General features: G+C 45.0%; 25 protein-coding genes and 1 riboswitch. Of the genes, 16 read left to right on the forward strand and 9 right to left on the reverse strand.

The features are described 5' to 3' along the window. Positions 1–9: 9 nt before the first annotated feature. Positions 10–639 carry a helix-turn-helix domain-containing protein gene (locus tag ACXMYH_RS05735; RefSeq protein WP_012744229.1) on the reverse strand — a complete coding sequence of 210 codons (630 nt, stop codon included), beginning with the start codon at positions 637–639 and terminating at the stop codon, positions 10–12. A 174-nt stretch (positions 640–813) separates the two neighbouring features. Here ACXMYH_RS05735 and ACXMYH_RS05740 point away from each other — a divergent pair, with 174 nt between their 5' ends. From ACXMYH_RS05740 to ACXMYH_RS05795, 12 genes are all read left to right on the forward strand, one after another. Continuing rightward, positions 814–1,044, forward strand: a complete 231-nt coding sequence (locus tag ACXMYH_RS05740; RefSeq protein ID WP_003505382.1) for a helix-turn-helix domain-containing protein — start codon at positions 814–816, stop codon at positions 1,042–1,044. Between the two features lie 111 nt (positions 1,045–1,155). After that, complete coding sequence (locus ACXMYH_RS05745) at positions 1,156–1,503, forward strand: relaxasome subunit MobC (RefSeq protein WP_486555683.1); 348 nt, start codon at positions 1,156–1,158, stop codon at positions 1,501–1,503. Continuing rightward, complete coding sequence (locus ACXMYH_RS05750) at positions 1,503–1,808, forward strand: hypothetical protein (protein WP_005345966.1); 306 nt, start codon at positions 1,503–1,505, stop codon at positions 1,806–1,808. The genes ACXMYH_RS05745 and ACXMYH_RS05750 overlap by 1 nt, the downstream gene beginning before the upstream one ends. Next, positions 1,784–3,505 (forward strand): MobA/MobL family protein, encoded by a 1,722-nt coding sequence (locus ACXMYH_RS05755; protein ID WP_486555684.1) that lies wholly within the window; start codon positions 1,784–1,786, stop codon positions 3,503–3,505. Before ACXMYH_RS05750 ends, ACXMYH_RS05755 begins: the two co-directional genes overlap by 25 nt. Further along, complete coding sequence (locus ACXMYH_RS05760; protein WP_486555685.1) at positions 3,441–4,193, forward strand: DUF6040 family protein; 753 nt, start codon at positions 3,441–3,443, stop codon at positions 4,191–4,193. The genes ACXMYH_RS05755 and ACXMYH_RS05760 overlap by 65 nt, the downstream gene beginning before the upstream one ends. 88 nt (positions 4,194–4,281) lie before the next feature. Further along, positions 4,282–4,875 (forward strand): type IV toxin-antitoxin system AbiEi family antitoxin domain-containing protein, encoded by a 594-nt coding sequence (locus ACXMYH_RS05765; RefSeq protein ID WP_003505367.1) that lies wholly within the window; start codon positions 4,282–4,284, stop codon positions 4,873–4,875. Further along, entirely contained in the window at positions 4,876–5,739 is an 864-nt protein-coding gene (locus ACXMYH_RS05770; RefSeq protein ID WP_003505363.1) for a nucleotidyl transferase AbiEii/AbiGii toxin family protein, read from the forward strand. Between the two features lie 148 nt (positions 5,740–5,887). Beyond that, entirely contained in the window at positions 5,888–6,583 is a 696-nt protein-coding gene (gene vanR / locus ACXMYH_RS05775; protein WP_308453487.1) for a VanR-ABDEGLN family response regulator transcription factor, read from the forward strand. A gap of 16 nt (positions 6,584–6,599) precedes the next feature. Continuing rightward, positions 6,600–7,109 (forward strand): VanZ family protein, encoded by a 510-nt coding sequence (locus tag ACXMYH_RS05780; protein ID WP_015526351.1) that lies wholly within the window; start codon positions 6,600–6,602, stop codon positions 7,107–7,109. A gap of 13 nt (positions 7,110–7,122) precedes the next feature. Beyond that, on the forward strand, positions 7,123–8,187 hold the full coding sequence (locus ACXMYH_RS05785) for a sensor histidine kinase (RefSeq protein WP_003505357.1): 1,065 nt from the start codon (positions 7,123–7,125) through the stop codon (positions 8,185–8,187). 140 nt (positions 8,188–8,327) lie between these two features. Further along, the gene (locus ACXMYH_RS05790) at positions 8,328–9,215 is read left to right on the forward strand and encodes an ABC transporter ATP-binding protein (protein ID WP_003505354.1); all 888 of its coding nucleotides are present in this window, start codon (positions 8,328–8,330) and stop codon (positions 9,213–9,215) included. Between the two features lies 1 nt (position 9,216). Continuing rightward, on the forward strand, positions 9,217–10,458 hold the full coding sequence (locus tag ACXMYH_RS05795) for an ABC transporter permease (protein WP_486555686.1): 1,242 nt from the start codon (positions 9,217–9,219) through the stop codon (positions 10,456–10,458). Between the two features lie 209 nt (positions 10,459–10,667). On the opposite strand, the gene ACXMYH_RS05800 is transcribed toward ACXMYH_RS05795, so the two are convergent. The 8 genes from ACXMYH_RS05800 to ACXMYH_RS05835 form a co-directional block, all read right to left on the reverse strand. Further along, positions 10,668–10,940: a DUF6061 family protein gene (locus ACXMYH_RS05800; RefSeq protein ID WP_005345990.1), complete on the reverse strand. Its 273-nt coding sequence runs from the start codon at positions 10,938–10,940 to the stop codon at positions 10,668–10,670. 325 nt (positions 10,941–11,265) lie between these two features. Then, on the reverse strand, positions 11,266–11,700 hold the full coding sequence (locus ACXMYH_RS05805) for a site-specific recombinase (RefSeq protein WP_486555687.1): 435 nt from the start codon (positions 11,698–11,700) through the stop codon (positions 11,266–11,268). 236 nt (positions 11,701–11,936) lie between these two features. After that, the gene (locus tag ACXMYH_RS05810; RefSeq protein WP_486555688.1) at positions 11,937–12,386 is read right to left on the reverse strand and encodes a response regulator; all 450 of its coding nucleotides are present in this window, start codon (positions 12,384–12,386) and stop codon (positions 11,937–11,939) included. 52 nt (positions 12,387–12,438) lie between these two features. After that, complete coding sequence (locus ACXMYH_RS05815) at positions 12,439–14,118, reverse strand: recombinase family protein (protein ID WP_486555689.1); 1,680 nt, start codon at positions 14,116–14,118, stop codon at positions 12,439–12,441. Positions 14,119–14,234: 116 nt separating this feature from the next. Beyond that, positions 14,235–14,501, reverse strand: coding sequence for a DUF6870 family protein (locus tag ACXMYH_RS05820; RefSeq protein ID WP_054328128.1), 267 nt, complete (start codon positions 14,499–14,501; stop codon positions 14,235–14,237). 433 nt (positions 14,502–14,934) lie between these two features. Continuing rightward, a complete protein-coding gene (locus tag ACXMYH_RS05825; RefSeq protein WP_486555690.1) occupies positions 14,935–15,345 on the reverse strand; it encodes an RNA polymerase sigma factor in 411 nt (136 codons plus the stop codon). Between the two features lie 483 nt (positions 15,346–15,828). Beyond that, complete coding sequence (locus ACXMYH_RS05830) at positions 15,829–17,040, reverse strand: MFS transporter (RefSeq protein WP_486555691.1); 1,212 nt, start codon at positions 17,038–17,040, stop codon at positions 15,829–15,831. 1 nt (position 17,041) lies between these two features. Next, entirely contained in the window at positions 17,042–17,887 is an 846-nt protein-coding gene (locus tag ACXMYH_RS05835) for a GNAT family N-acetyltransferase (RefSeq protein ID WP_117567646.1), read from the reverse strand. A gap of 438 nt (positions 17,888–18,325) precedes the next feature. Here ACXMYH_RS05835 and ACXMYH_RS05840 point away from each other — a divergent pair, with 438 nt between their 5' ends. From ACXMYH_RS05840 to thiM, 4 genes are all read left to right on the forward strand, one after another. Further along, positions 18,326–19,666: an MATE family efflux transporter gene (locus ACXMYH_RS05840; protein WP_486555692.1), complete on the forward strand. Its 1,341-nt coding sequence runs from the start codon at positions 18,326–18,328 to the stop codon at positions 19,664–19,666. A 113-nt stretch (positions 19,667–19,779) separates the two neighbouring features. Continuing rightward, positions 19,780–21,039, forward strand: a complete 1,260-nt coding sequence (locus ACXMYH_RS05845; protein ID WP_486555693.1) for a DNA polymerase Y family protein — start codon at positions 19,780–19,782, stop codon at positions 21,037–21,039. 46 nt (positions 21,040–21,085) lie between these two features. Then, a riboswitch (TPP riboswitch) is annotated at positions 21,086–21,192 on the forward strand. Positions 21,193–21,628: 436 nt separating this feature from the next. After that, positions 21,629–22,147 carry an energy coupling factor transporter S component ThiW gene (gene thiW, locus ACXMYH_RS05850; RefSeq protein ID WP_015554054.1) on the forward strand — a complete coding sequence of 173 codons (519 nt, stop codon included), beginning with the start codon at positions 21,629–21,631 and terminating at the stop codon, positions 22,145–22,147. A 13-nt stretch (positions 22,148–22,160) separates the two neighbouring features. Next, a complete protein-coding gene (thiM, locus tag ACXMYH_RS05855) occupies positions 22,161–22,982 on the forward strand; it encodes a hydroxyethylthiazole kinase (RefSeq protein WP_117515627.1) in 822 nt (273 codons plus the stop codon). The last annotated feature ends 21 nt before the right edge of the window (positions 22,983–23,003 follow it).

The raw sequence follows: 23,003 nt of genomic DNA on the forward strand, positions 1-23,003 counted from the left end.
GTTGTCGTTCTATACCGAATCGGAATCCTCATACAAAACTTCTGATAAAAGATTTTCAAGCCTTTGTTCTGCCATTTCCGGTTTCTTGGAATAAAGCCTTACAATATCTGCCATATCATTAAAGGCATTAACGGTATGGGTGATCTCCCGGAGAAACATAATCTCGTTATATTCATCATTCGATTCAAATCCCATTGCCTTTGCAATATCCGCTTCATTCGTGTTGCCCTTGTAATTCTTGCAGGCAAACTGGAATGATTCAAGAAACAGGTTATATTGCTTTAACATCAACAGCAGTAAATCTTTGGAAAAAGCATCTTCCTTTTTACTAAGGTCGAGAGGTAACTGTTTGAGAATATCGCCCATTGCATCACGAATCTGTAATTCTTTCTTATCCGTAATATCGGTTTCGTATTCATCGGTTTCCCCCTTGAGCCATTCAATAGATACATGAAGTGCTTCCGAAAGACCTTCCAGCACCATCTTTTTGGTATTGTCAATCGAACCATTCTCATAACGCAGGATTGTGGAAGCTGTAACTCCCATCTTCTCTGCAACATAAGGCTGTGTCAGATTTAATTCCAGACGACGCTGTTTTGCCCTGCTGCCTATCAGTTTGCGTAGTTCTTTATCTTTCATGCTGATTGCCTCCTTTTTCGGTATGTATGAATTATAGCATGTACCTCACATAATTGCAATATGCAACTTAATGATTATTTTTAAAATTTCATAACGCTTGACAACGCAATATAAAACCGCTATACTAACAGCACAACAAAAATTGCATAATGCAATTTAACGGGAGGTGACAAGATGACGGAAAGAAAGATTGCATTATCCATCGAGGAAGCAGCCGACTATACAGGAATTGGCAGAAACACTTTGAGAAAGCTGGTTGAATGGAAGAAGCTTCCGGTATTAAAGGTCGGAAGAAAAGTCCTTATTAAAACTGACATTCTGGAAAAGTTCATGGAAGCCAACGAGGGGCGTGATCTGAGGGATAAAGGAAATGTAAAAGCTGTCACAAGAAATGTGGCAACTTAAAAAGGCGGCTTCCTAAGAAACCGCCAAAGGTTCTATCAGACCGAAGCCATGATATACCTACACGCAAGAGGATTATACCATGTGCTTCTCCTGATATGCAACCGGGAACTGTTGTTTATCGGAAAAAGAAAGGATGAAGACGATATGGCGAAATCAACAAAGACTTATGAAGAAAGAATACGTGCATTAGAGAAAAAGGAACAGGAAAGCATTGAAGCTACAAAAAAGCTCATTGCACAGCGGAAGGAACTGGAAAAGCGAAAGAAAGCAGAGGAAAGTAAAAAACGAACCCACAGGCTCTGTCAGATTGGTGGCGCAGTGGAATCGGTTCTTGGCTGTCCGATTGAGGAGGAAGATTTACCAAAGTTGATAGGCTTCTTAAAAAGGCAGGAAACAAACGGAAAGTTTTTCTCAAAGGCGATGCAGAAAGAGCCACTTACAGATATGGAGGAAGTGTAATGGCGGAGGGAGTGGTTTTTCCATTCCCTTCATTGCCTTTGAATGAAGGGCGCACTTATGGACAACCAGAGGTCGTCCTTATAAGTTTGCCACAAGTGGCAACCGGTCTGCGCTTACGCTTGCCGGGCTCGTTCCGTCGGCGGGGCTTTCAGCCAGACCTGCTCATGCCGCAGGGGGCACTCTTGCGCAGAGGGCGTTCCGACAGCTTCACTTCTGCCAAACCAGAAGAAGATGCTGTCGGAAATCAATGCCGGATACGGCAGAAAGGGGGAATCGTATCATGGCGATATTTCACTTTACAGTAAAGATTGTCGGGCGCAGTAAAGGAAAATCTGTCATATCCGCATCGGCATATCTTAATGGAGATGTGATGAAGAATGAGGAAACAGGCAGAATCAGTTACTATACTTCCAAAAAGGAAGTCGTCTACACCAGTCTGATGATGTGCGAAAATGCACCTCCTGAATGGCTGCATGTACCGGAAGAAAATATAAAAAGGTTTCAACAGTCTATCCGTTATAAAAGAGCGGATGATAAAGATGCCGCACTGGAAAAGTTTAAAATCACATTTCAGAAACAGCGTCTATGGAATGAGGTATTGAAGATAGAAAAAAATGCAGATGCACAGCTTGGACGCTCATTTGAATTTTCCCTGCCGAAAGAATGGAGCAGACAGGAACAGATTGATTATACAACCGAATATATTCAAAAGACTTTCGTGGATAAGGGAATGTGTGTCGACTGGAGCATACACGATAAGGGCGATGGAAACCCACATGTGCATTTACTTGTAACCATGCGACCATTCAATCTGGATCATTCATGGGGCAGCAAAGAAGTCAAGGACTGGGATTTTGTCAGAGATACTGACGGAAATATCGTGGTTGATGAATCCCACCCGGACTGGTGGCAGGATAAGAAAAATCCTGACCGGCATGGAATCCGCATTCCGGTACTTGATGAAAACGGAGTACAGAAAGTCGGGGCAAGAAACCGAAAACAATGGAAACGGGTTCTGACCGATGCTACCGGCTGGAATAATCCAAAGAATTGTGAGTTATGGCGAAGCGAATGGGCTGGGATGTGTAACCGGCATTTATCCATAGACAATCAGATTGACCACCGCTCTTATGAAAGACAGGGCAAATTAAAAATCCCTACGATTCATGAGGGTGCGGATGCAAGAAAGATTGAGGAAAAATATCTCACCGGACAGATATGGAATGGTTCATGGAAGGTAGAGGAAAACCAGATGATTAAAAAACAAAATGCACTACTGCAAAAGGTAATCACAACCTTTGGTAAGGTATCCGGTGCATTGTCAATATGGAAGGAGTGGTTGAATGACATTAGAAGAAAGCAAAGAAGTAATTCCCATGATGGAAGCAATGATTACACAGATAGAGGAACAGCAGAATATCATGACAGAGATGCTTCAGGAAATACAGGAAAAGGACGAGAAGCTGATGTGCTTTCAGGAGAAGGAAGAACGATTGCAGCAATTAGAGAGCGAATTATCAGAACTGCTTCAAATCTTGCCGGATACAGAAGAACTGTTGATACTTCTGGAAGAAAAGACAGACCAGATACAGAAGCTTACAGACGAAAATCAGCAATGGCAGGAATTGGCACAGAAATTAAACAGCGAGAACCGGCTATTGCAGAAACAGAACAGCGAATTACTGAACTTGAACAGCAATTAGAGAAAGGAAGGTCGATTGATGAACGAATTAAGAAACTCAAAGAGCGACGATCAACTGGAAGAGTTGCTTCTGCTGACAGAGCAGATGCAGGAAGAACTCGACCAGAAAGACAGGACTATCCGGGAACTGAAAATGCAGCTCGACGAATCGCTGACCTTGAACGAGAGGTTAAACAGCGAGAACAGAGCAGGGAACATTCAAGCCTTAAAGAACGACTTGAGGAAAACAAAAGAATTGTTGCAGAGAGAGAAAGAGAAAACGCACGCTGCCGAAATCATGACAGAGGAATGTCAAGATAAGCTAAGGCAGGCAGAACAGGAACGGGACTATGCACTCTCTCATCAGAAAAAAGTAGAGATACCGGTTGAAAAGCCAGTACTCTATCAAAAGTGTGGGAACTGTAACCTGACAGCTTATCTGAAAGCCAAGGAAAAGTATGATACGCAGAGAGAAAAACTGGCAGGCAGATATAAAACAAAAACAGCCATGTATGAAGCATTGATGTTTCTGCTGATATGGTATTCCGTATCAACTACTCTTTTTCAGATGATACGGTCAAAAATATTTATTTCTGATTGCGTGGTATTCTTTGATACAATCGCCACTTTTATACAGATCATTGCAGGGTGGATTATACTGACAGGAAAGAACATGGCACAGATTAGTAATGGAATATCCAATCCTGTCGTTGCCGGAATTGTATATTGGCTGATAAGAATACTGATCTGCGGTGGATGTTTGGTGGGTGCTGGAATACTTGTAGCATTTATAGAGATAAAGATTGCAGAGTTATATAAGAAGTGCTGTTGGGATATGATTACCATAATGGTAATACTTATAAGCATGGCAACAGCTATCTACTTTGGGAAGTGGATAAAGACAACATTGCCAATCAATCTGCTATTTCTCTTATTATTCGTGCAACTGGTATATGTTGGAATCAGGTGGTATGTAAAGGGATGGCGAGAAACAAGGGGATATCATTAAAACAAAAATACCGATATTTTATTGGTACTATATGTCTTTACTTTCGTGCTAATATATATTATCATATTAGCACGAAAGGAGAAAGCATATGACTCAGTTTGAAAAATTAGATTTGTTGTTGCGTGAATGTGGAGGGACAATTCAGACATTTCAAGTTCTAAATAATGGAATTAGTAAGTCTGTGTTTTATGCATATGTGAAGGAACGAGGATTAGAACAAGCTGCTCATGGTGTGTATGTATCGCCGGATACGTGGACAGATGCAATGTACCTTTTGCATTTACGTTGTGGTCAAGCTGTATTTTCTCATGAAACTGCATTGTTTTTTCATGATTTAACGGACAGAGAGCCTTTGAAATACACCATAACAGTAAGAACTGGATATAATCCAAGTCGTTTGCAGGAAGACGGTTTTCAAGTGTACACAGTAAAAAAGGATTTACATGAAATAGGAATCATAGCTATGCAGACATCATTCGGACATTCCGTTCCCGTTTATGACATGGAGAGAACAATTTGTGATCTGCTTCGTAGCAGAAAAAATGTTGAAATGCAGGTCTTTCAAGACGCATTGAAACAATATGCAAAACGTAAGGATAAAAACTTACGGATGCTTATGAAATACGCAGCTATGTTTCATGTTGAAAACATACTTAGACCATATTTGGAGGTGTTACTTTAGATGATAACAACGGCAAGACAATTAAAGGATTTAATTCGTAATATGTCAAAGAAAAAATCCGCAGATGCACAGATTTTGATGCGGAATTATATGATGGAACGTTTTTTAGAACGAATTTCTTTATCAGAGTATAAAAACCAGTTTATATTAAAAGGTGGAATGCTTGTGGCGGCAATGGTTGGTCTGGATGCCAGAGCTACTATGGATCTGGATGCTACCATAAAAGGCACTAATGTTAGTGTGGAGGATGTAGAAATGATTATATCCCAAATTATATCAATTCCACTGGACGATGGTGTTTCATTTCGGGTCAAACGGATATCGGAAATCATGGAAGAAGCAGATTATCCTGGTGTTCGTGTAAGCATGGAAACGAAATTTGATGGTGTAATCACACCATTAAAGATTGATATTTCTACAGGGGATGTAATTACACCAAGAGAAATCAAGTACAAATTTAATCTTATGCTTGAAGACCGCACTATTGAGGTATGGGCATATAATCTGGAAACGGTATTGGCTGAAAAATTGGAAACTGTTGTTAGTCGAAACGTTACAAATACACGAATGAGAGATTTTTATGATATTTATATTTTACAAAAGTTGTATGGAGAACAACTCCAAAAACAAGTTTTATGGACTGCACTTGTGGCTACAGCCAAAAAAAGGGGAACATTAGACCTGATAGAAGCTGAGGATATAAGAGAAATATTTGATGAAATTGAATCAAGTCCGGTTATGGAGACCTTATGGAAAACATATCAAAAAAATTATTCTTATGCTGCTGATATTTCATGGCATGCAATTGTGAAGTCAATCTGTGCATTATATGGAAGTATATTGGAGAATATGTATGACACATAAAAAACTGATATGTAAATTACGTTAGCATTTTGAGTTGCCTAAATTCGAAAGTTAGGAAAATCTTAATAATTTCTCAGGCAATCCATTGTGAATTTAGATGTTGTATTTGCTATACTTAATTGGAAATATGAGCAAAGGAGTTGAAAATATGTCTGAAAAGATATTGATTATAGATGACGAGCAAGATATAGCGGATCTGTTGGAGGTCTACTTGAAAAACGAAAATTACATCGTTTATAAATTTTACTGCGCAACGGATGCCATGTCGTGTATTGAAAGCGGCGACATTGATCTTGCCATTCTGGATATTATGCTCCCGGATATGAACGGCTTTTCACTTTGCCAGCTTATCCGAAAGAAATACACTTATCCAATCATAATGCTAACGGCTAAAATTGAGGAAACGGATAAAATAACGGGGCTGACATTGGGAGCGGACGATTATGTGACAAAACCCTTTCGCCCACTTGAAGTAGTTGCCAGAGTGAAAGCGCAGTTAAGACGTTACAAGAAATATTCACCCGGTATCATCACAGAGAAAATTCCATCGGAACTTTCCTATAACAAATTGTGCTTGAATGTGCAGACCCATGAATGTCTGTTAGACGGGGAACCTGTTTCTCTAACCCCGACAGAATTTTCTATTCTCCACGTCCTTTTGTCAAGTGCTGGAAATGTTGTAAGCATTGAGGAACTGTTTCATGCGGTTTGGAAAGATGAATACTACTCTAAAAACAGCAGCACAATTACTGTGCATATCCGGCATCTGCGCGAGAAACTGAACGATACTTCCGATACTCCGCAGTATATTAAAACGATTTGGGGTGTCGGCTACAAAATTTAAGCGAAAGGAGAACGCTATGAAGAGAAAATCAAATTGTTTGGCAACTATTTTATTCTTAATTTATCTGGCACTTCTGGTTTGGATCATACTGTTCAAACTACAGTTTTCAATCAGTGATCTGGATAAAGTAAGGAGTATAAACCTTATTCCTTTTCACTATGACAAAGAAGTTGGCGCAGCATTTCACTTAACAGAGGTACTCGAAAATTTCTTGATTTTTGTTCCTATGGGCATTTATCTTCAAATGCTTCTGCCAAGAACAAAATTATATGTGAAGTTCATGCTGATTGCTGGAACAAGTTTTTTATTGGAAACTATGCAGTATATCTTAGCAGTCGGACGTTCTGATATTACTGATGTACTTACAAATACGGCAGGTGGTCTTTTGGGGCTTGCTGTATATTCGATGGCAGCCCGGTTAATCGGAAATAGAATAAAAGCAAACAGACTGTTTTCCATTCTGGCAGGCATAGTAAGTGTTGTCGTGATTGGTCTGCTTGGCTTTCTTCTGTTTGCTAATCGGTAGGAGGTGTATTCTCATGTCGAATAAAGAAATGACAACAGAAAAGCGCCTTAAAGTGCGCTTATACCTATCATTGCTGGTTTATACCGTTGTTGGATATGGTTTGACCCTTATCTTGGACTACATCTTTTCAAAATTTGACAACGGTATTTTTGCATGGCTCTACTGGCGGCTTGATCTGCTTTTTATTTTGTATCTGATGCTCGGCTTTATATGTATCTTCAATTACTATTGGAAAAAGCCGTGGGGCTATCTGGATGAAGTAATTGACGCAACCCAAACGGTCTATGAGCAGAACAATCATACAGTATCGTTGTCTGAGCCACTGAAAGAACTGGAGGAACAGCTCAATCAGATTAAAATGTCTGTTCTGTTGAGCAAGCAGGCTGCAAAGCAGGCAGAAGAAAAGAAAAATGAAATTATTATGTATCTGGCACATGATATACGCACCCCTCTCACAACAGTAATCGGCTATTTGAGCCTGCTCCATGAAGCCCCTGACATGCCTGAACAGCAAAAGGAAAAGTATGTAAAAGTGGCGTTGAATAAGGCAGAGCGCCTTGAAAAGCTCATCAATGAACTTTTTGAAATTACCAAGTACAATGCACATACGGTTATTATCAAAAAAGAAACTGTGGATTTACATTGTCTGATTGCGCAGGTAATAGATGAAATATATCCGACACTCTCCGCAAATGGCAATACAGCGGTATTTACTGCGGAGGATAACTTATCCGTGAACGCTGACCCTGAAAAACTGGCGAGAGTTTTCAGTAATCTTTTACGAAATGCTGCGTCATATAGTTACCCGCAGACAGAAATCACTATATCCGCCAAACGGTTAGAGCATGATATTCAGATCACTTTTGAAAATCATGGAAAAACAATTCCACAGGAACAGCTTAACAGTATATTTGAAAAATTCAATCGCTTGGATGATGCTCGGCTTTCTAATACAGGTGGTGCGGGACTTGGTCTTTCTATTGCGGAAGAAATTATACATTTACATGGTGGAAAGATTACTGCATCCAGTCAAAACGAAACCATAGACTTTGTGATTACATTACCACTTTCCGCTTAGGAAAATAAGAATGTGATCTTAGGAATTACTTAGGAATTTAAGCGTGTGATTTTTGAGATTGAAAAGCCTTTGTTCGGTACAATGATTATCGAACAAGGGCTTTTTATTGTTCAGCTGAAGCAAAAGAAAGGAGTGTAAGCATGGAACTGAAAATAGAGCATTTAAGCAAGCAGTTCAAAGACAAAACAGCAGTAAATGATGTCAATCTGACATTGACTCCCGGCGTTTGGGGACTTTTGGGGGCGAATGGTGCAGGGAAAACCACGCTCATGCGCATGATTGCTGATATTATGACACCAACCAACGGAGCGGTTTACTATGACGGAAAAGACATTCGAGAGTTAGGTGAAGTCTACCGAAGCAAGTTTGGCTTTCTGCCGCAGGATTTTGGGTATCACCGGGATTTTACGGTCAAAGATTATTTGGAGTATATGGCTGCGCTGAAAGATATTCCTACAAGGGCAACCACCCAAAAGATCAATCATTTGTTGGACATTCTTTCGCTCTCCGATGTGAAAAAGAAAAAAATCTCCAATCTGTCAGGCGGCATGAAGCGTCGTGTTGGTATTGCGCAGGCTATGTTGAACGACCCGGAGATACTTGTCATGGACGAACCGACAGCAGGACTTGATCCCGGGGAGCGCGTGCGTCTGCGGAATTTCATTTCCGAGTTTTCGCATGATCGAATCGTGTTGATTTCCACCCATATCGTATCTGACATAGAATATATTTCTACGCGCAACGCAATTATGAAAGCCGGAGAAATTGTTGATGTCGGAACTACCGCAGAACTTGTCAAGCGGATTGAGGGCAAGGTTTGGAATTGCATAATTCCGACCTCAAAGCTGCCGGAATGTGAAATGCGGCTGCGCATTATCAATCAGCGAGGCGAAGATCACAATCAGGTTTCTATTCGTTATCTGTCCGAACATTCGGAAATTGATGGGGCTGTTACAACGGAGCCACGATTGGAAGATCTGTATCTGTGGTTGTTCCCGCAGACAGACTTGGAAAAGGAGGACAGATAATATGCGGCTCTTTAGACTTGAACTAAAACGTATTTTGAAGTCACGGCGCACCCTGATTTTACTTGCAATCGCACTTTTGCTTTCCGTAGCCATGGCATACCTGCCTATTTCATTTGAGGGTATTAACCGTCCAAACGAAGATGGCACGGTTACAGAATTAGATGGCTTGGCAGCTATCAAGTACAAACAAGATTTATATAAAACATCCGCTGGTGAAGTGACCCCGGATAGGATCAAATCGGCTTTGGAAACTTATCAAAGCTGCGTTCGAGAATATGGGCCAGTCGAGGAAGAGGGCTTTCCTCTGGCTGTATTTATTGAAAAAATCGTCCCGTTCCGTCACTTGCTGATGGGTCTGTCCGAAGCGTTTGCTGATCCATTAACAGGCATTGGTGCTGATTTAATGGATATTGACCCGAATGACATTGACGGAGCATATTATGAAAAGTGCGCAGAACATTTACAGGATGTCATGCGGAATGAACAAAGAGAAAACGAAACCGCACAACAGAAAGCTCTTGAAAAATATTCAGAACTTGATACGCCATTTTATCTTCATTCTGGAATTTCTAAAGATGCATTTGATTATATTGAGCTTTATATTTTGTTCCTTGCTATTTTGTGTGTGGCAATCGCAGCTCCTACTTTTGCCGGAGAATATCAAACGGGCGGTGACAGCATCCTGCGAACCACCAAATACGGGCGTAAACAATTAGCAATTACCAAAATTCTGGCGGCATTTACACTTTTCGTTGTTACTTTCCTTGTCGGGATCACGGTACACATTCTGATTTTAGATGCAGCGTTCGGGACGGATTGCTTAAAAACATCGTTTCAGATGCGATACTCTATCATTAACCTGCCAAACATTAATCTGGGGCAGTTGCAGATAATTCTCGCAGCAGCGGGCTTGCTTTCTGTATTAGCAACGGTTAGCTGTACGTTGTTCCTGTCTGCAAAATGTAAAGACACATTGACAGTTTTGCTGATCTCTATTGTAGTTCTTCTCATGCCGCTTTTTGCTTATGTGGCGATGGGAGCAACATGGCTCTCTACCATATTTCCATCTGCCGGAATTGGTATGCAGAACAATTTCCTTTATCAGCTTGCAGATTTCAATTATCTGAATATTGGAGGAATGAGTTTCTGGACACCGCATGTTATTTTGATTTCGGCAGGAATTGAATTATTTGTGTTTACATTCTTGGCGATTCATTCCTATTGCAGACATCAGGTAGCATAAAAGAAGTTCAAAATAGAACGAATAGGTTATCTGCAGCGCGACGGCAAAAGAAAAAAAGCCGTCGCAGAGCAGACACATTTTCACGCGCCTATGAAACGGCGGCTTTGATTTTCAGAGTCGCCGTTTCTTTGCATTTGCACAAACCTATGATGAATTTTCCGGAAATATTGTGGTTAATAGCGATTTAAACTGTTGTATTTGTTTAAAAATTAAAAAATATCTAATGAGTCTTCCGCATCTACCCACATCTGCAAATTTCCATCAAGATATAATTTGGCATATTCAAGAGGTTCATCAATGGCGAGTGCGTTTAATGCACAGTCTGATCCTGGTGTGGTTTTTAAGTTCTTTTCAGCTTCCCAACAGTCAATGCGGAGCATATAGCCAACAGAGGTGTAAACATCAATACTGTTGCGCTTGGGATTGTATTCTGCAAATATTGTTCTCATCGTATCAAATCTCCTTATCGTTAAATCAATCATTTGTTGCAAAAATCAGAAGCATTTCAATCAGTTCACAATGTCACTTTTATTTTGTGTTATACTGTTTTATATAATTTTCTTGCCCTTGTTTTTGCCCTTATCAGAGTTCGTAAACACTGGTGGGACGATATAACGCAAGGGAAACAATAAGGGAAAGCTCACCTGCGATAAACTTTGTGTTTTCAAGGGATTGAGAGATATTTGATAATAAAATATAACAGTTATTAAATCCCTTGGAATATATGAAATCTCAATTCAAGTTTGTTGATATAGAAAACACCCTCCCGGCCATCATGGTCGAGAGGGTTTCGTGCATCTATTGGGATTATCCTTCAATATCAATGTTCAGTCCAGACTTAAGCTCCACAGTGAAGTGGTCCTCCCAGACAATGATCCGCTCAAGCCAGCGCTTTACCAGGGCCTCGTCGAAGGCTTCTAGTTGTGCGGGCTGCTGCTTGATGAAATCCTGCAGTTCATTGATGCGAGCAATCTGTGCGTCTCTGGTCGCAGTGTCAACCGTGCATTTTTCTCGCTGTTCCCGAAGTTGGAAGATATCGTCGGCAATCTCATCGTAGGCTTCCTTGTTGTTAGCTTTTTTGAGAAGCTCTTTCTGGAGTTCCTGCAGTCTCTCGTTGATCTCATCAGTGGTATTTTGCTGAGCACTGCGGATCACCTTTGCAATGTTCTGCTGGAGCTGCGCCTGGTAGGTGGACTTATCACCAAGGAGCGTGTTGATAGCCTGAACTACCACATTCTCCAATACCGTCTCATTGACGGTTCTTGCGTGGCATTCCTGCCCGGTAGGTTCCAGTCTACTGATGCAGCGCCAGATGATGGATTTGCAGAATATTCAATCGCCACCGATTTCGACCGTGATACCCTTGGTTCTACTTCCCGCCATAGCGCACCTATTCTCTGCAAAATGGGTATAGAAAAAGCACCGTCCAAATAAACTTGAACGATGCTCTGATAGTTATCGGATTGTTGCTCAATCTGCTATCTCTTTATATTTTGTTTTATTGCAGTGGTCACTGCATCTATATTGAATGGCTTTGAAATGTGTCCGTTCATTCTAGAATCCAAGGATGCCTGTACATCTTCCTTGAAAGCATTTGCAGATTGTGCGATGATTGGAATTTTCGCAGCGTCTGGGCGCTCCTTGCTCATTGCACGAATTGCCCTTGCCGCCTGATGCCCATTCATTTTAGGCATCAGGACATCCATTAGAATCACATCATATGTGTCTGCTGGATTGTTGGCAAAACAAGCAACTGCGTCCTGTCCGTCTACTGCACGAGTTACATGCATACCTGCTTCTTCGAGCAGCGTGATTGCCAATTCCGCATTCAGCTCGTTATCTTCTGCGAGAAGAACCTTTACTCCATTAAGGCTGACATCCTGTATCAGATTCAGCTCAGGTATCTGTTTGGGGTTTGCAAGTTCCATATGATTAGCTCCTATTAGGAAAACACACTGTCAAAGGGGTATGTAGCGGGGGTTAGCCCGCTACTGCGGGTTTTGTGGTATTGATTTCAATGTATTCTGCTATGCGTCTAAATTCATCCGCAAACTTAAATCTCACACTAATGTTTCCATTCTCATAAACCTTGATATGATCGATCAGCTCAACGAGAAGTTCCCGGGAAAGCTGGTCGATATTTTGATGTTTTGTAAAGGCCACCAGTGCGGGATGTTCACTCTTTACACCGTTTGCCAGTTCCGCCCGTTCAGCGTTCAGCCGGGCCAGCACATCCGTAAGAGCGATGGTCTGTCGCTCATAATCGGTTTTCATATCCCGGTAGTCCTGCTGGGGAATTTCCCCGTCTTTCCAGTCTTGATAAAGGGACTGCTTGTAGCGGCTGATTTTTGCCAGTTCCCGCTCCTTCGCAGCAATCAGTTCTTCCAAACGGATGGACTGGCTCTTTTTGACCGGAGCGGTGTTAATGCGGGCAATCATTTCCGAGTATGAAACAGCCAAATGGACTTGCTGTTGTATCGCAAAGAGAACAGCGGCCTCCAGACGATTATGCTTGATTGAGTGCATTGTGCAGGCTGTCCGGGAGCGGTTCTTGTAGGTGGAGCAGGCATAGTACACATTATTGTTGTTGCCTACGCTCCGGGTAATTGCCCGCCCGCAGTCAGCACATTTCAGAAAACCGCTGAACAGGTGGACTTCCCGGCCTTTTGGAGAAGTGCGGGTATCACGCTGTAAGAGGGCCTGTACCTTATCGAAGGTTTCATAATCAATGATTGCCTCATGCGTACCAGCTACTTCCACCCATTCTTCACGGGGAACGCTTTCAACCTCGTGTACCTTATAGCTTTTTACCCGACTGCGGCCCTGTGCCAAATCCCCGGTATAGGTGGGGGTCGTCAGAATGGAGTGGATCATACGGGCTCCCCACATAGGATCGTTATATCCTCTTGTTGAAACGGGTATGCCCTTTTGCAGTTTATAAGCCGAGGGGCTGGGTACGCCGTGTTCATTCAGATACAAAGTGATGGCCCGTTTCGATGTCCCTTTTAAGAACAAAGAGAAAACGAGTTTGACAATTTCAGCGGCATCGGGATCGATGATCAACCGGTGCTTGTCCTTTGGGTGCTTCACATATCCATAAGGAGCAAATGCGCCGATGTACTGACCGTTGCGCCGCTTGTAGTCAAATACCTGGCGGATTTTCTTTGAGGTCTGGTAGCAGTATTGAGCGTTCATCACATTTGTAATTGGGACGATAATACTGGAAACGCTGTCCGGGTTGAGATAGCTGTCCACATTTTCAGCAAGACTGATAAAGCGGACACCCATCTGCACAAACAGGTTATCAATCAGACTTCCCGCATCACTGTAATTTCTTGCAAAACGGGAAAGGTCTTTTACTACCACGCAGTTTATTTTCCCGCTCATTACATCGGAAAGGAGCCGCTGGAAATTCTCCCGGTTGGCGTCCGTTCCTGTGTGTCCATCGTCTACAAATTCGGAAACACTTTCAAATTCTCCGATATGCTTCTGGTAAAAGTCATTGAGCAGATCACGCTGGTTGATGACGCTGTTGCTGTCGTCCTTTCCCTTTTTCAAGTCCTCCTTGGAAAGCCGGATATATTTGCCCAGCCGCCAGCGGCGGACGGTATAAGAGGGAGAGAAACTCTGTTGCAATCCTCTGTTTTTTGTTCGTGCCATTGTTCCTCCTTCCCTATCACATTACATCTATATTATACCTCTGCCCGGGCGGGACAACAAGGATGCCTCCGCCTCGGGACACTTTGTCTCGAAGTAGAAACGGGCCATAACCGAAGTTACAGCCCGCTTTTTTGCCGGAGCAGGAAGTCCGTCAATGTGTCCTGTAAGGACGGCCCGCTTTCCGCAAATTCAATTTTTACACCGATCCCGCCGATGCAAAAGCAGTATGGATTTTCTACCGCCTGCAAAAACAGAGCGATCCGCTCCTCCCGGGGGAGAGAGGTGTCAAAGGCCATACCGCTCACATCCGGCAGGGACTCGGGAGCCACTGCGCCGATGTCAACGCTTTTCATTTGTTCCAGTTCCTTTGCCGTTAATCTCACGGTAAAACCTCCTTATCAAAAATAGGATACGCCTCCCGCATATCGTGGGGAAACGCCAGAGGGCAGCACCCAAGCGATGCTGCCCTCTGGCCTCACTCCATGTAAGTATAAAATAGAGAACGCCGCTCCCATCTTCTTGCCCTGTCCAAAGACAACCATGCTCAGAGCGGCGTTTCCTCGCAGATAAGGGGGCGGCCCGGAGGGACAAGCGGCCAGCCTGTCCTATGCCGGATCGTGGCCGTGGGGTGGCCCGTCCCAGTTGCGGCGTTGGTGTTGTTCGCTCGTTCTTCCGAAGAAAAAGTCACAGCGTACCCGCCGCCCAGCTCCCCGGACTATGCCCGGGGCCGCCGCTGTTTATCTGCGAAAAGAAGAATATCTTCTTTCATAAACCGAGACATTTTTTCATCATTTCCAAGTGGGGAAAATGAAAAAATCAAAAAGTTTTTTTCATGCGCTCAAGGCCACGCTTGATCGACTGGCGGACAGACTCCTCGTGTACGCCCTCGGCCTCGGCAATTTCCTTGATGCTCTTTCCGAGAATGATGTGGGCATCAATCCTGCGGCCCTGGATCTCCGGTAAAGAGTTGAGTGCGTTCCACAGATGGATGAACAGCTCCATGCGCTCCAGAAGCTCCTGGGGCATTGGCTCATGCAGGCAGGCGGAATATTCGATCCCGTCATCGCAGTCCAGAGAATACTGCGCGTTATGCCGGGAGAGCCGCCGCTGGTAGGCCATTTCGTGCCGGGCATCGGACACAAACACTTCGGCTACCTCGTCAGAAACCTCGATAAACTGATCCTGTGTGTACCAATAATAAAAATTCTTCAGATTGATTGTAGTCATAAATAAACCTCCGTTTCGGTGTTGGGTGGATGAGTGACCGAAACGGGGCTCGGCGGGGAGCGGCACCCCGGGGAGCCGCCCCGCACCTCGGGACAATTTGTCTCGAAGTACAAAAAAGCGCCCGGGCGGCATGAAGCCACACGGACGCATGAAGTTACATATTCATTTATGTACTGTCTAATTTCACATTCATAACCAGACTGTCCCGGAGGGGGAGCTGCGCTTTTTTTAGCTGGTGTAGATCATGGGTACTGTGAAAAAAGGCAAAAATGGACACGGCGATACCTCCAAGATACCGCCGTGTCCTTAAAAAAGGGCGACTTTAATACGCCCTCCGTATTCTCATTTTTCAAAAGAAAACGGCGGTCTGAAATTTGTTATTTCAAAACCGCCGTAAGGCTACTTGTATTTTGTTTAGGCGCACAGATAGCCAGCCGCCAAAACAACGGTTTTTTTATTATCCCGTTGGGCGGTTGTTTCTATTTAGATTGCTTTGAGTTCTCGGTTAAAATAAGTAACACCCGCAATTATAATAAGCGCAATACCCGATCCAATCATAATCCACTGCAAAGGAAGAATATCCGCCAATGGGCCAAATATAGCCATACCAATCGGCAAAAAGCCGGAGTACATTGTTCCGAGTAATCCAAAGACACGCCCTTGCATAGAGGTGTTTGTTTTCTCTTGCAGCATAGTGGTAATTGCCGTTTGCACCATCGTCAATGCAACTCCGTAAAATACCATCAAGCCAAGGTAGAGAATAAAATTCTGTGAGAGGCCCATTCCGATTGCAAAGGAACCAAACGCCAAAAGTCCGACTGATAGAGTTTTCCCCCGGCTCTTAAATCCTCCCCAGGTGCTCATAACAACTCCGCCTGCCATCATGCCTGCAAACCCGACTACTTCTACTGCGGTAAGATACCAGTAAGTATCACCGAATACCCGCCGAACAAGAAGTCCTGCAAGATAGCCTGCTGGAACACAAAAGAAAGTGAATAGTCCGTAGATGATTAAAAGATTTCCAATTAGTTTGTCTGCAAAAGCGTATTTGACGCCAATTTTCATGTCAGAAAAGACGCTGGCCTTCTCAATGGAAGTATTTTGTTTCGGAAGTGCTAAGCAGGACAATAGGCCCGTTCCCAAGATCGCCGTTACAATGTCTATCATAAGCGTAGTTCTCAATGTGCTGATTGCAAAAACTGCACCTGCCGCCACCGGAGCCGCGAAATTGACAATAGACTGCATGGTTGCATTGATGCCGTTGTACCGCATAAGCTGATCCTCCGGGACAAGCTGTGGAATAACAGCGTTGACCGCTGGAGTTTGTATTCCTGCCCCTAAAGATCGAATGACCGACATAACAAGCAGACCGCCAAGCAGAGCGGGCTCTGATGAAATATGCGGAATCGCCAAAACCATTATGAACGTGGCAAAAGCAATCAGCATATCTGCGCCTATAATCAATTTTTTCCTATGGTATCGGTCTGCCCATACGCCGCCTACAAACGAAATGAGAAATTGCGGCAGATAGGAACAGATTGTAAATGCGGCAACCCACGCCCCACTGGATGTTTGCATGGTCGCATACCAGACAAGCGCCATCTGAACAAGCGTAGAGCCAAAGAGTGTGATACATTGACTGGTCAAGAAAAGAAGTATTCTTTTCTGCCAGCCGGTGCGCTGTGTGTCATCCATTTTACATATCCTCCTGTTTTTTAGGAGGGAGCACAAAGCGTTGCGTTGGATAGCCAAACTCTGTCAGCAATTCTTTTTCGGCAAAACCAAGTTGCAATAGCATATCTCGATGCCCTGTATCGGCCTTGTCCTGTTCTCGAAAGGTTGTTGTGCTGATTTCCTGCCCTGGAAGATATGTTTCCAATAAGGCATCCAAGAATAACTTTTGAAGTCCGCGATTTCGATATTGCGGATGTACGCCAAGAAATTCTATACTGCTTGGAGAATAGGTAAATGCCATCGCTCCAATGAGAATATCTCCCTCCCTTAGCACAAGCGCACGCTTTTCGTCAATACTTTCTTCCAGCTTAGCTAAGTAGTCATCTTCATCCATTACAGGATACCCATCAATAACAAGCCGCATTAAGTTCATCCAATCGACAATATCTTTCTTTTCTGCTAACCGAATATCCTGTATTGTAAATTCCATAGCCGTCGTTCTTCGATGTAAAATGAACCGCAACTGCAAAGGATAAAAGCTCCGTTCTTCACGATACTCCGCAGGCGGCGATTTATACATGGCCTTAAAAGCTAATGAAAACGATTGCTGGCTCTCGTATCCGCAGATAAACGCAATTTCGATAATAGGCTTATCCGAAAAAACCAGGAGTTTTGCCGCCTCTGTAAGTTGTCGGCGTTGCACATAATCATGGATTGTCATTCCTACGGTGTCGGTAAATAGTCGGTGCAAATGATATTTTGAATAGTGAACAGCCTCCGCAACCGTTTCTAATTCCAGTTTACCGTCAAGATGATTTTCGATATAGTCAATGACTGCCGCTATACTGATGACTGATTGATTGCCCATTTGTGTTCCCTCCTTTCCATTGAACATAATAACAAAATGGATCAATAATGTTTTAATAATTCTTGCGTGTTTTGAAAGTAGTTCTGAATACAGATGCTATTATAACTCCGCCTCATAAGGACAACAAGAATGGCTCTGCCTTGGGACACTTTGTCTCAAAGTAAGGTGGGACTATTATTAGCTCCGAGTAAAAATTATCGTTCTAATTTTATTGTCTTGAATTTGGTTTGTGCTTTTCCGTACTGAATATTATTATCAATCTCGTTACTTTGATAAGTCAGGTGTGCCAAAATTTTATCAAGATACAGAACTAGTGTTTGCCGTACATTGAGAGATATGGTAGAATGTAAACAAGGAAAAGATATGTTTGCATCGCAGAAGAAATCAGCTATAATAGAAATACTGGACAATCAAAAAAATATATGAGGAATTTGGGGTATGGAAGGAAATTTAACAAAGGGGCCTATTATGAAGACGCTGGTGAAGCTTGCTGTCCCAATCATGGCATCGGCATTTCTGGGGACGCTTTACAACATTACGGACATGGCGTGGATCGGCCTTCTGGGATCAAAGGCAGTAGCGGGAGTCGGCGTCGGTGGAATGTTTACCTGGCTTTCGCAGGGGCTGGCGTCCATGGCGAGAATGGGCGGACAGGTTCAGGTGGCACAATGTATCGGGCGCGGGGACCGGGAAAAAGCCCACGGATTTGCCCAGGCTGCAGTGCAGCTTTCAGCGGCAATGGGAATCGCGTATGCGGTCCTCTGTCTCATATTTGTCAATCAGATGGTGGGATTTTTTAAACTTGAGGATGTGGAGGCCCAGGCGGCAGCACTGGCTTACACAAAGATCGCCTGCGGACTGATCGTATTTTCATTTTTGACATTGACACTCACTGGACTCTATACGGCTCAGGGAGATTCAAAAACGCCGTTTGTGGCAAATCTGATCGGACTCGTGACAAACATGATCCTGGATCCGGTCCTGATCCTCGGACCGGGGCCATTTCCGAGACTGGGTGTAACCGGGGCGGCGATCGCTACGGTGACGGCCCAGGCGATCGTGATGAGTATCATGATCCTTGGGATCATTGCGCGGAAGAAGGAGAATGTGTTAAAAGGAACCCGGCTCTTTGCGAAGATCCCTGCTGAGTTTTTAAGGGGGATCTGCAGGATCGGAATTCCAACCGCGATTCAGGGCATGGCGTACTGCGGAATTTCCATGATCCTGACGCGAATGGTGTCCGGATACGGTGCGGAGGCAGTGGCAACGCAGAGAGTTGGCGGTCAGATCGAATCGATCTCCTGGAATACGGCTGATGGCTTCGCGGCGGCGTTAAACGCGTTTGTGGCCCAGAACTATGGGGCAGGGGAGAGAGAACGCGTCCGGAAAGGATATCAGGTATCCCTGTGGACGGTCGGAATCTGGGGAGTGCTGGTCTCTGCCGTATTTATCTGTTTCCCAAATGCGATCGCGGATATCTTCTTTCATGAGCCGAAGGCGGTTGCGACAGCTGTGGGCTATCTCGTGATCATTGGATTCAGCGAGGCATTTATGTGCGTGGAGCTGACGACGATCGGAGCACTGTCGGGACTCGGAAGAACGAGACTCTGCAGCGTGATCAGTATTGTGCTTACGAGTGCCAGAATACCGCTTGCCATCGTTCTTAGCGGTATCATGGGGCTTGACGGAATCTGGTGGGCGCTTACGTCCACGTCGATCGTAAAGGGAATTATATTTACGTGCACGTTTTTCTGGATCATGAGAGAAAAAAGCGTGTGAGCAGGCAGTGCGGCAGGATGAGCTGAGACATGATCATAGAAAGGTTTCCTTTGAAGTGCCTGACCGAATGAGGAGACAGAAGTCTTAGAAAGTTCTGGTATGAGGAAAACAGTATGGAACGGTTGATATTTCATGTGGATGTGAACAGCGCCTTCCTCTCCTGGGAGGCGGCGAAGCGCGTAAAGGAGGGGCTGCCGGATCTTCGGGAGATCCCGTCCTGTATCGGCGGGGACCCGAAGCTAAGACGCAGCATCGTTGTGGCGAAATCGATCCCGGCGAAAAAGTACGGGGTGACGACAGGGGAACCTGTGGCACTGGCACTGCGGAAATGTCCGGATCTCGTGTGTGTGCCGGGTGATTTTGCGTTGTACCAGAGGTGTTCCCGGGCGTTTAAGGAGATCTGCGCGTCCTATGCGCCTGCGATGGAGTCCTTTTCGATCGACGAGGTGTTTCTCGACATGACCGGTACCCATCTGATCTATCCGGATCCGGTGGCGGTGGCCCACGAGATCAAGGATAAGATCCGGGATGAGCTGGGCTTTACGGTGAATGTCGGGATTGGAACGAATAAGCTGTTGGCGAAGATGGCATCGGATTTTGAAAAGCCGGATAAGGTTCATACGCTATTTCCGTCCGAGATCCCGGAAAAAATGTGGCCGCTTCCTGTGCGGGATCTTCTGTTTCTTGGAAAGGCATCGGAGCAGAGACTTTTACAGGAAGGAATTAAGACCATCGGAGATATGGCGCAGAGCGGGGAAGCTGAGCTTAAGCGGATTCTGGGAGAAAAGGCCGGGCATCAGCTTTACCGGTATGCCAACGGCATCGATGATTCCCCGGTTCGGGCAGAGCGGGAGGAAGCGAAGGGCTACAGCGCGGAGACAACCGTGGAAGAGGATCTTGTGACATACGAGCAGGCACTGGCACTTCTGCTCGCCCAGTGTGATGTGGTGGCTGCAAGGATGCGCAGAGACGGGAAAAAGTGCAGCTGTGTGGCGGTGACCTATCGGACACTGGATTTTAAGACGAGGTCACATCAGAGAGCTTTTGAGGATCCCACGGATGTGACGGATGAGATCTTTGCGCAGGTGAAAAAACTGTTATATGAATGTTGGAAGTGTGAGCCTCTGCGGCTGATCGGAATGGCGCTGACGGATCTTACAACGGATGATTTCAGACAGATCTCCCTGTTTGAGAATCCTGATGAACGGGAAAAACAGAAGAAAGCAGATGAGGCGTTCGACGATATCCGCAGGCGTTTTGGAAATGGAATGATCGTCCGGGGCAGTACGATGAGCACGGCCGGGAAGGTTGCGAGAAAGGCGAAAGCTCAGATGGATCAGGACGTGCGGACAAAGAAGGAAAAAGAAAAATAGGAAATTCTTTACTTGCAAATTTTCGAAGATGCGCTATAATAAGTCTTACAAAAAACAGGGGAGCTCGTTGGCGGGCTGAGAGGAAGTAATCGAACTTCGACCCTTTAACCTGATGCGGATAATGCCGCCGTAGGAAGTCATGATATGAATTTTTACAGGGGACATGCCGTGAAGGGTGTCTCCTGTTTTGATGTCATCTGACTTAAAAAGTTCAGGATCATTGTGTTTCCGAAACGGGTGGCAGAAAAAAGTAACAAAACCATACTTTGAGAAAGGAGGAAACGGGATCCGCCAGCAGGCGGCGGGCCGAGGGGGAGCGCCCTGGGCCATGTATGAGATCAGCGATGGGAAGCCGTGTTCCGGCGTGAGAGGATGCCAGTAAGCATCGACCGCCTTCCATACAGTGATCCGGAGAGGGGAACTGTACATTTTTATGTGGAGTACATGGTACTTCGCCTGTGGAAGCGCTGTTGTCGTACAGACGTTTCCTAAAAATGCAGCTGCGCAGGGAAGCTTTGCGGCTGCGGAAAATTTTCAAAGGAGGAATGTGTGACGGTCCGAAGGAAGGACCGGTCACGCGGAATAAAACATGAAACAGACAAATACGAAAAAATTAGCGGTTGCAGCCGTTTTCTGTGCTGTCGCAGTGGCAGGAAGCTTATTTTCATTCCCGGTATTCGGGAGTAAGTGTTCCCCGGTACAGCATATGGTGAATATTCTCTGTGCAGTCCTCTTAGGACCGGGATACGGACTGGGTGCGGCATTCGCGGCGGCGCTGATCCGGAATCTTCTGGGACTTGGAAGCCTGATGGCATTCCCGGGCAGTATGTTCGGCGCGCTGATCTGCGGGCTTGTGTATCAGAAGACACAGAATATTCCGGCGACACTGATCGGTGAGGTATTTGGAACCTCTGTTCTTGGCGGACTCACGGCCTATCCGGTAGCGGTCTTCCTTATGGGAAAGAGCGCGGCAGGTCTGGCATTTTATGCATATGTGATCCCGTTCCTTGTTTCAACTGCCGGAGGTGCAGTGATCAGCGGTGTGCTGATCTACAGCTTAAAGAAAGCCAATATCCTTGCAGGGATGCAGGAAGCAATGGGACAGTAGAGGAGAGAGAAGCATGTTAAAACAGATGTTTGATCAGGTGCGGGAGAAGAGCCCGCTGATCCACAATATTACGAACTATGTGACGGTGAATGACTGCGCAAATATGGTTCTGGCCTGCGGGGCTTCCCCGATCATGGCGGACGATAAGGAGGAGGTCGCGGAGATCCAGACGATCTGCGCAGGCCTCAATATCAATATCGGTACGCTGAACAGCCGTACCATCGAGTCCATGAAGATCGCGGGAATGCGGGCCAATGAGCTGGGACACCCGGCAGTGCTGGATCCGGTGGGCGTCGGGGCATCGACACTCCGGACATCGACGGCAAACGAACTCTTAAAAACGGTAAAATTCACCGTGATCCGCGGAAATATCTCTGAGATCAAGACGCTTGCAGTGGGAACAGGGACCACAAAGGGTGTGGATGCGGATATCGCAGACCGTGTAACCGAAGATAACCTTGATGAGGCGGTGGCATTCGTGAAGAAATTCGCGGGGAGGACAGGGGCTGTGATCGCGGTCACAGGCGCTATTGATCTCGTGGCGGACGCAAAAAAAGCGTACTGTATTTACAATGGCCATCCGATGATGTCCTCCATCACGGGAACCGGCTGCCAGCTTTCTGCTCTTACAGCAGCATTTGTGACTGCAAATCAGGAGCATCCGCTTGAGGCGGCAGCAGCGGCAGTCTGTGCCATGGGACTCGCAGGGGAGATCGCCCATGAACGGCTGACACCGCAGGACGGGAACGCAACATACCGGAATTATATTATCGACGCGATCTATCATATGGACGGGGATGAGCTGGAGCACGGGGCGAAGTTTGAAGTAAAATAGGACTTGAAATTATGCCGATGC

Source organism: Pilosibacter sp. NGB245, assembly GCF_057397225.1.

Coding starts and splice junctions, on each gene's coding strand:
- ACXMYH_RS05735 (WP_012744229.1), bottom strand. CDS start 639: ATGAAAGATAAAGAACTACGCAAACTGATAGGCAGCAGGGCAAAACAG.
- ACXMYH_RS05770 (WP_003505363.1), top strand. CDS start 4,876: ATGATAACAACGGCAAGACAATTAAAGGATTTAATTCGTAATATGTCA.
- ACXMYH_RS05845 (WP_486555693.1), top strand. CDS start 19,780: ATGGAACGGTTGATATTTCATGTGGATGTGAACAGCGCCTTCCTCTCC.
- ACXMYH_RS05825 (WP_486555690.1), bottom strand. CDS start 15,345: ATGACTACAATCAATCTGAAGAATTTTTATTATTGGTACACACAGGAT.
- thiM (WP_117515627.1), top strand. CDS start 22,161: ATGTTAAAACAGATGTTTGATCAGGTGCGGGAGAAGAGCCCGCTGATC.
- thiW (WP_015554054.1), top strand. CDS start 21,629: ATGAAACAGACAAATACGAAAAAATTAGCGGTTGCAGCCGTTTTCTGT.
- ACXMYH_RS05740 (WP_003505382.1), top strand. CDS start 814: ATGACGGAAAGAAAGATTGCATTATCCATCGAGGAAGCAGCCGACTAT.
- vanR (WP_308453487.1), top strand. CDS start 5,888: ATGTCTGAAAAGATATTGATTATAGATGACGAGCAAGATATAGCGGAT.
- ACXMYH_RS05765 (WP_003505367.1), top strand. CDS start 4,282: ATGACTCAGTTTGAAAAATTAGATTTGTTGTTGCGTGAATGTGGAGGG.
- ACXMYH_RS05785 (WP_003505357.1), top strand. CDS start 7,123: ATGTCGAATAAAGAAATGACAACAGAAAAGCGCCTTAAAGTGCGCTTA.
- ACXMYH_RS05815 (WP_486555689.1), bottom strand. CDS start 14,118: ATGGCACGAACAAAAAACAGAGGATTGCAACAGAGTTTCTCTCCCTCT.
- ACXMYH_RS05840 (WP_486555692.1), top strand. CDS start 18,326: ATGGAAGGAAATTTAACAAAGGGGCCTATTATGAAGACGCTGGTGAAG.
- ACXMYH_RS05755 (WP_486555684.1), top strand. CDS start 1,784: ATGGCGATATTTCACTTTACAGTAAAGATTGTCGGGCGCAGTAAAGGA.
- ACXMYH_RS05790 (WP_003505354.1), top strand. CDS start 8,328: ATGGAACTGAAAATAGAGCATTTAAGCAAGCAGTTCAAAGACAAAACA.
- ACXMYH_RS05780 (WP_015526351.1), top strand. CDS start 6,600: ATGAAGAGAAAATCAAATTGTTTGGCAACTATTTTATTCTTAATTTAT.
- ACXMYH_RS05830 (WP_486555691.1), bottom strand. CDS start 17,040: ATGGATGACACACAGCGCACCGGCTGGCAGAAAAGAATACTTCTTTTC.
- ACXMYH_RS05750 (WP_005345966.1), top strand. CDS start 1,503: ATGGCGGAGGGAGTGGTTTTTCCATTCCCTTCATTGCCTTTGAATGAA.
- ACXMYH_RS05795 (WP_486555686.1), top strand. CDS start 9,217: ATGCGGCTCTTTAGACTTGAACTAAAACGTATTTTGAAGTCACGGCGC.
- ACXMYH_RS05800 (WP_005345990.1), bottom strand. CDS start 10,940: ATGATTGATTTAACGATAAGGAGATTTGATACGATGAGAACAATATTT.
- ACXMYH_RS05835 (WP_117567646.1), bottom strand. CDS start 17,887: ATGGGCAATCAATCAGTCATCAGTATAGCGGCAGTCATTGACTATATC.
- ACXMYH_RS05810 (WP_486555688.1), bottom strand. CDS start 12,386: ATGGAACTTGCAAACCCCAAACAGATACCTGAGCTGAATCTGATACAG.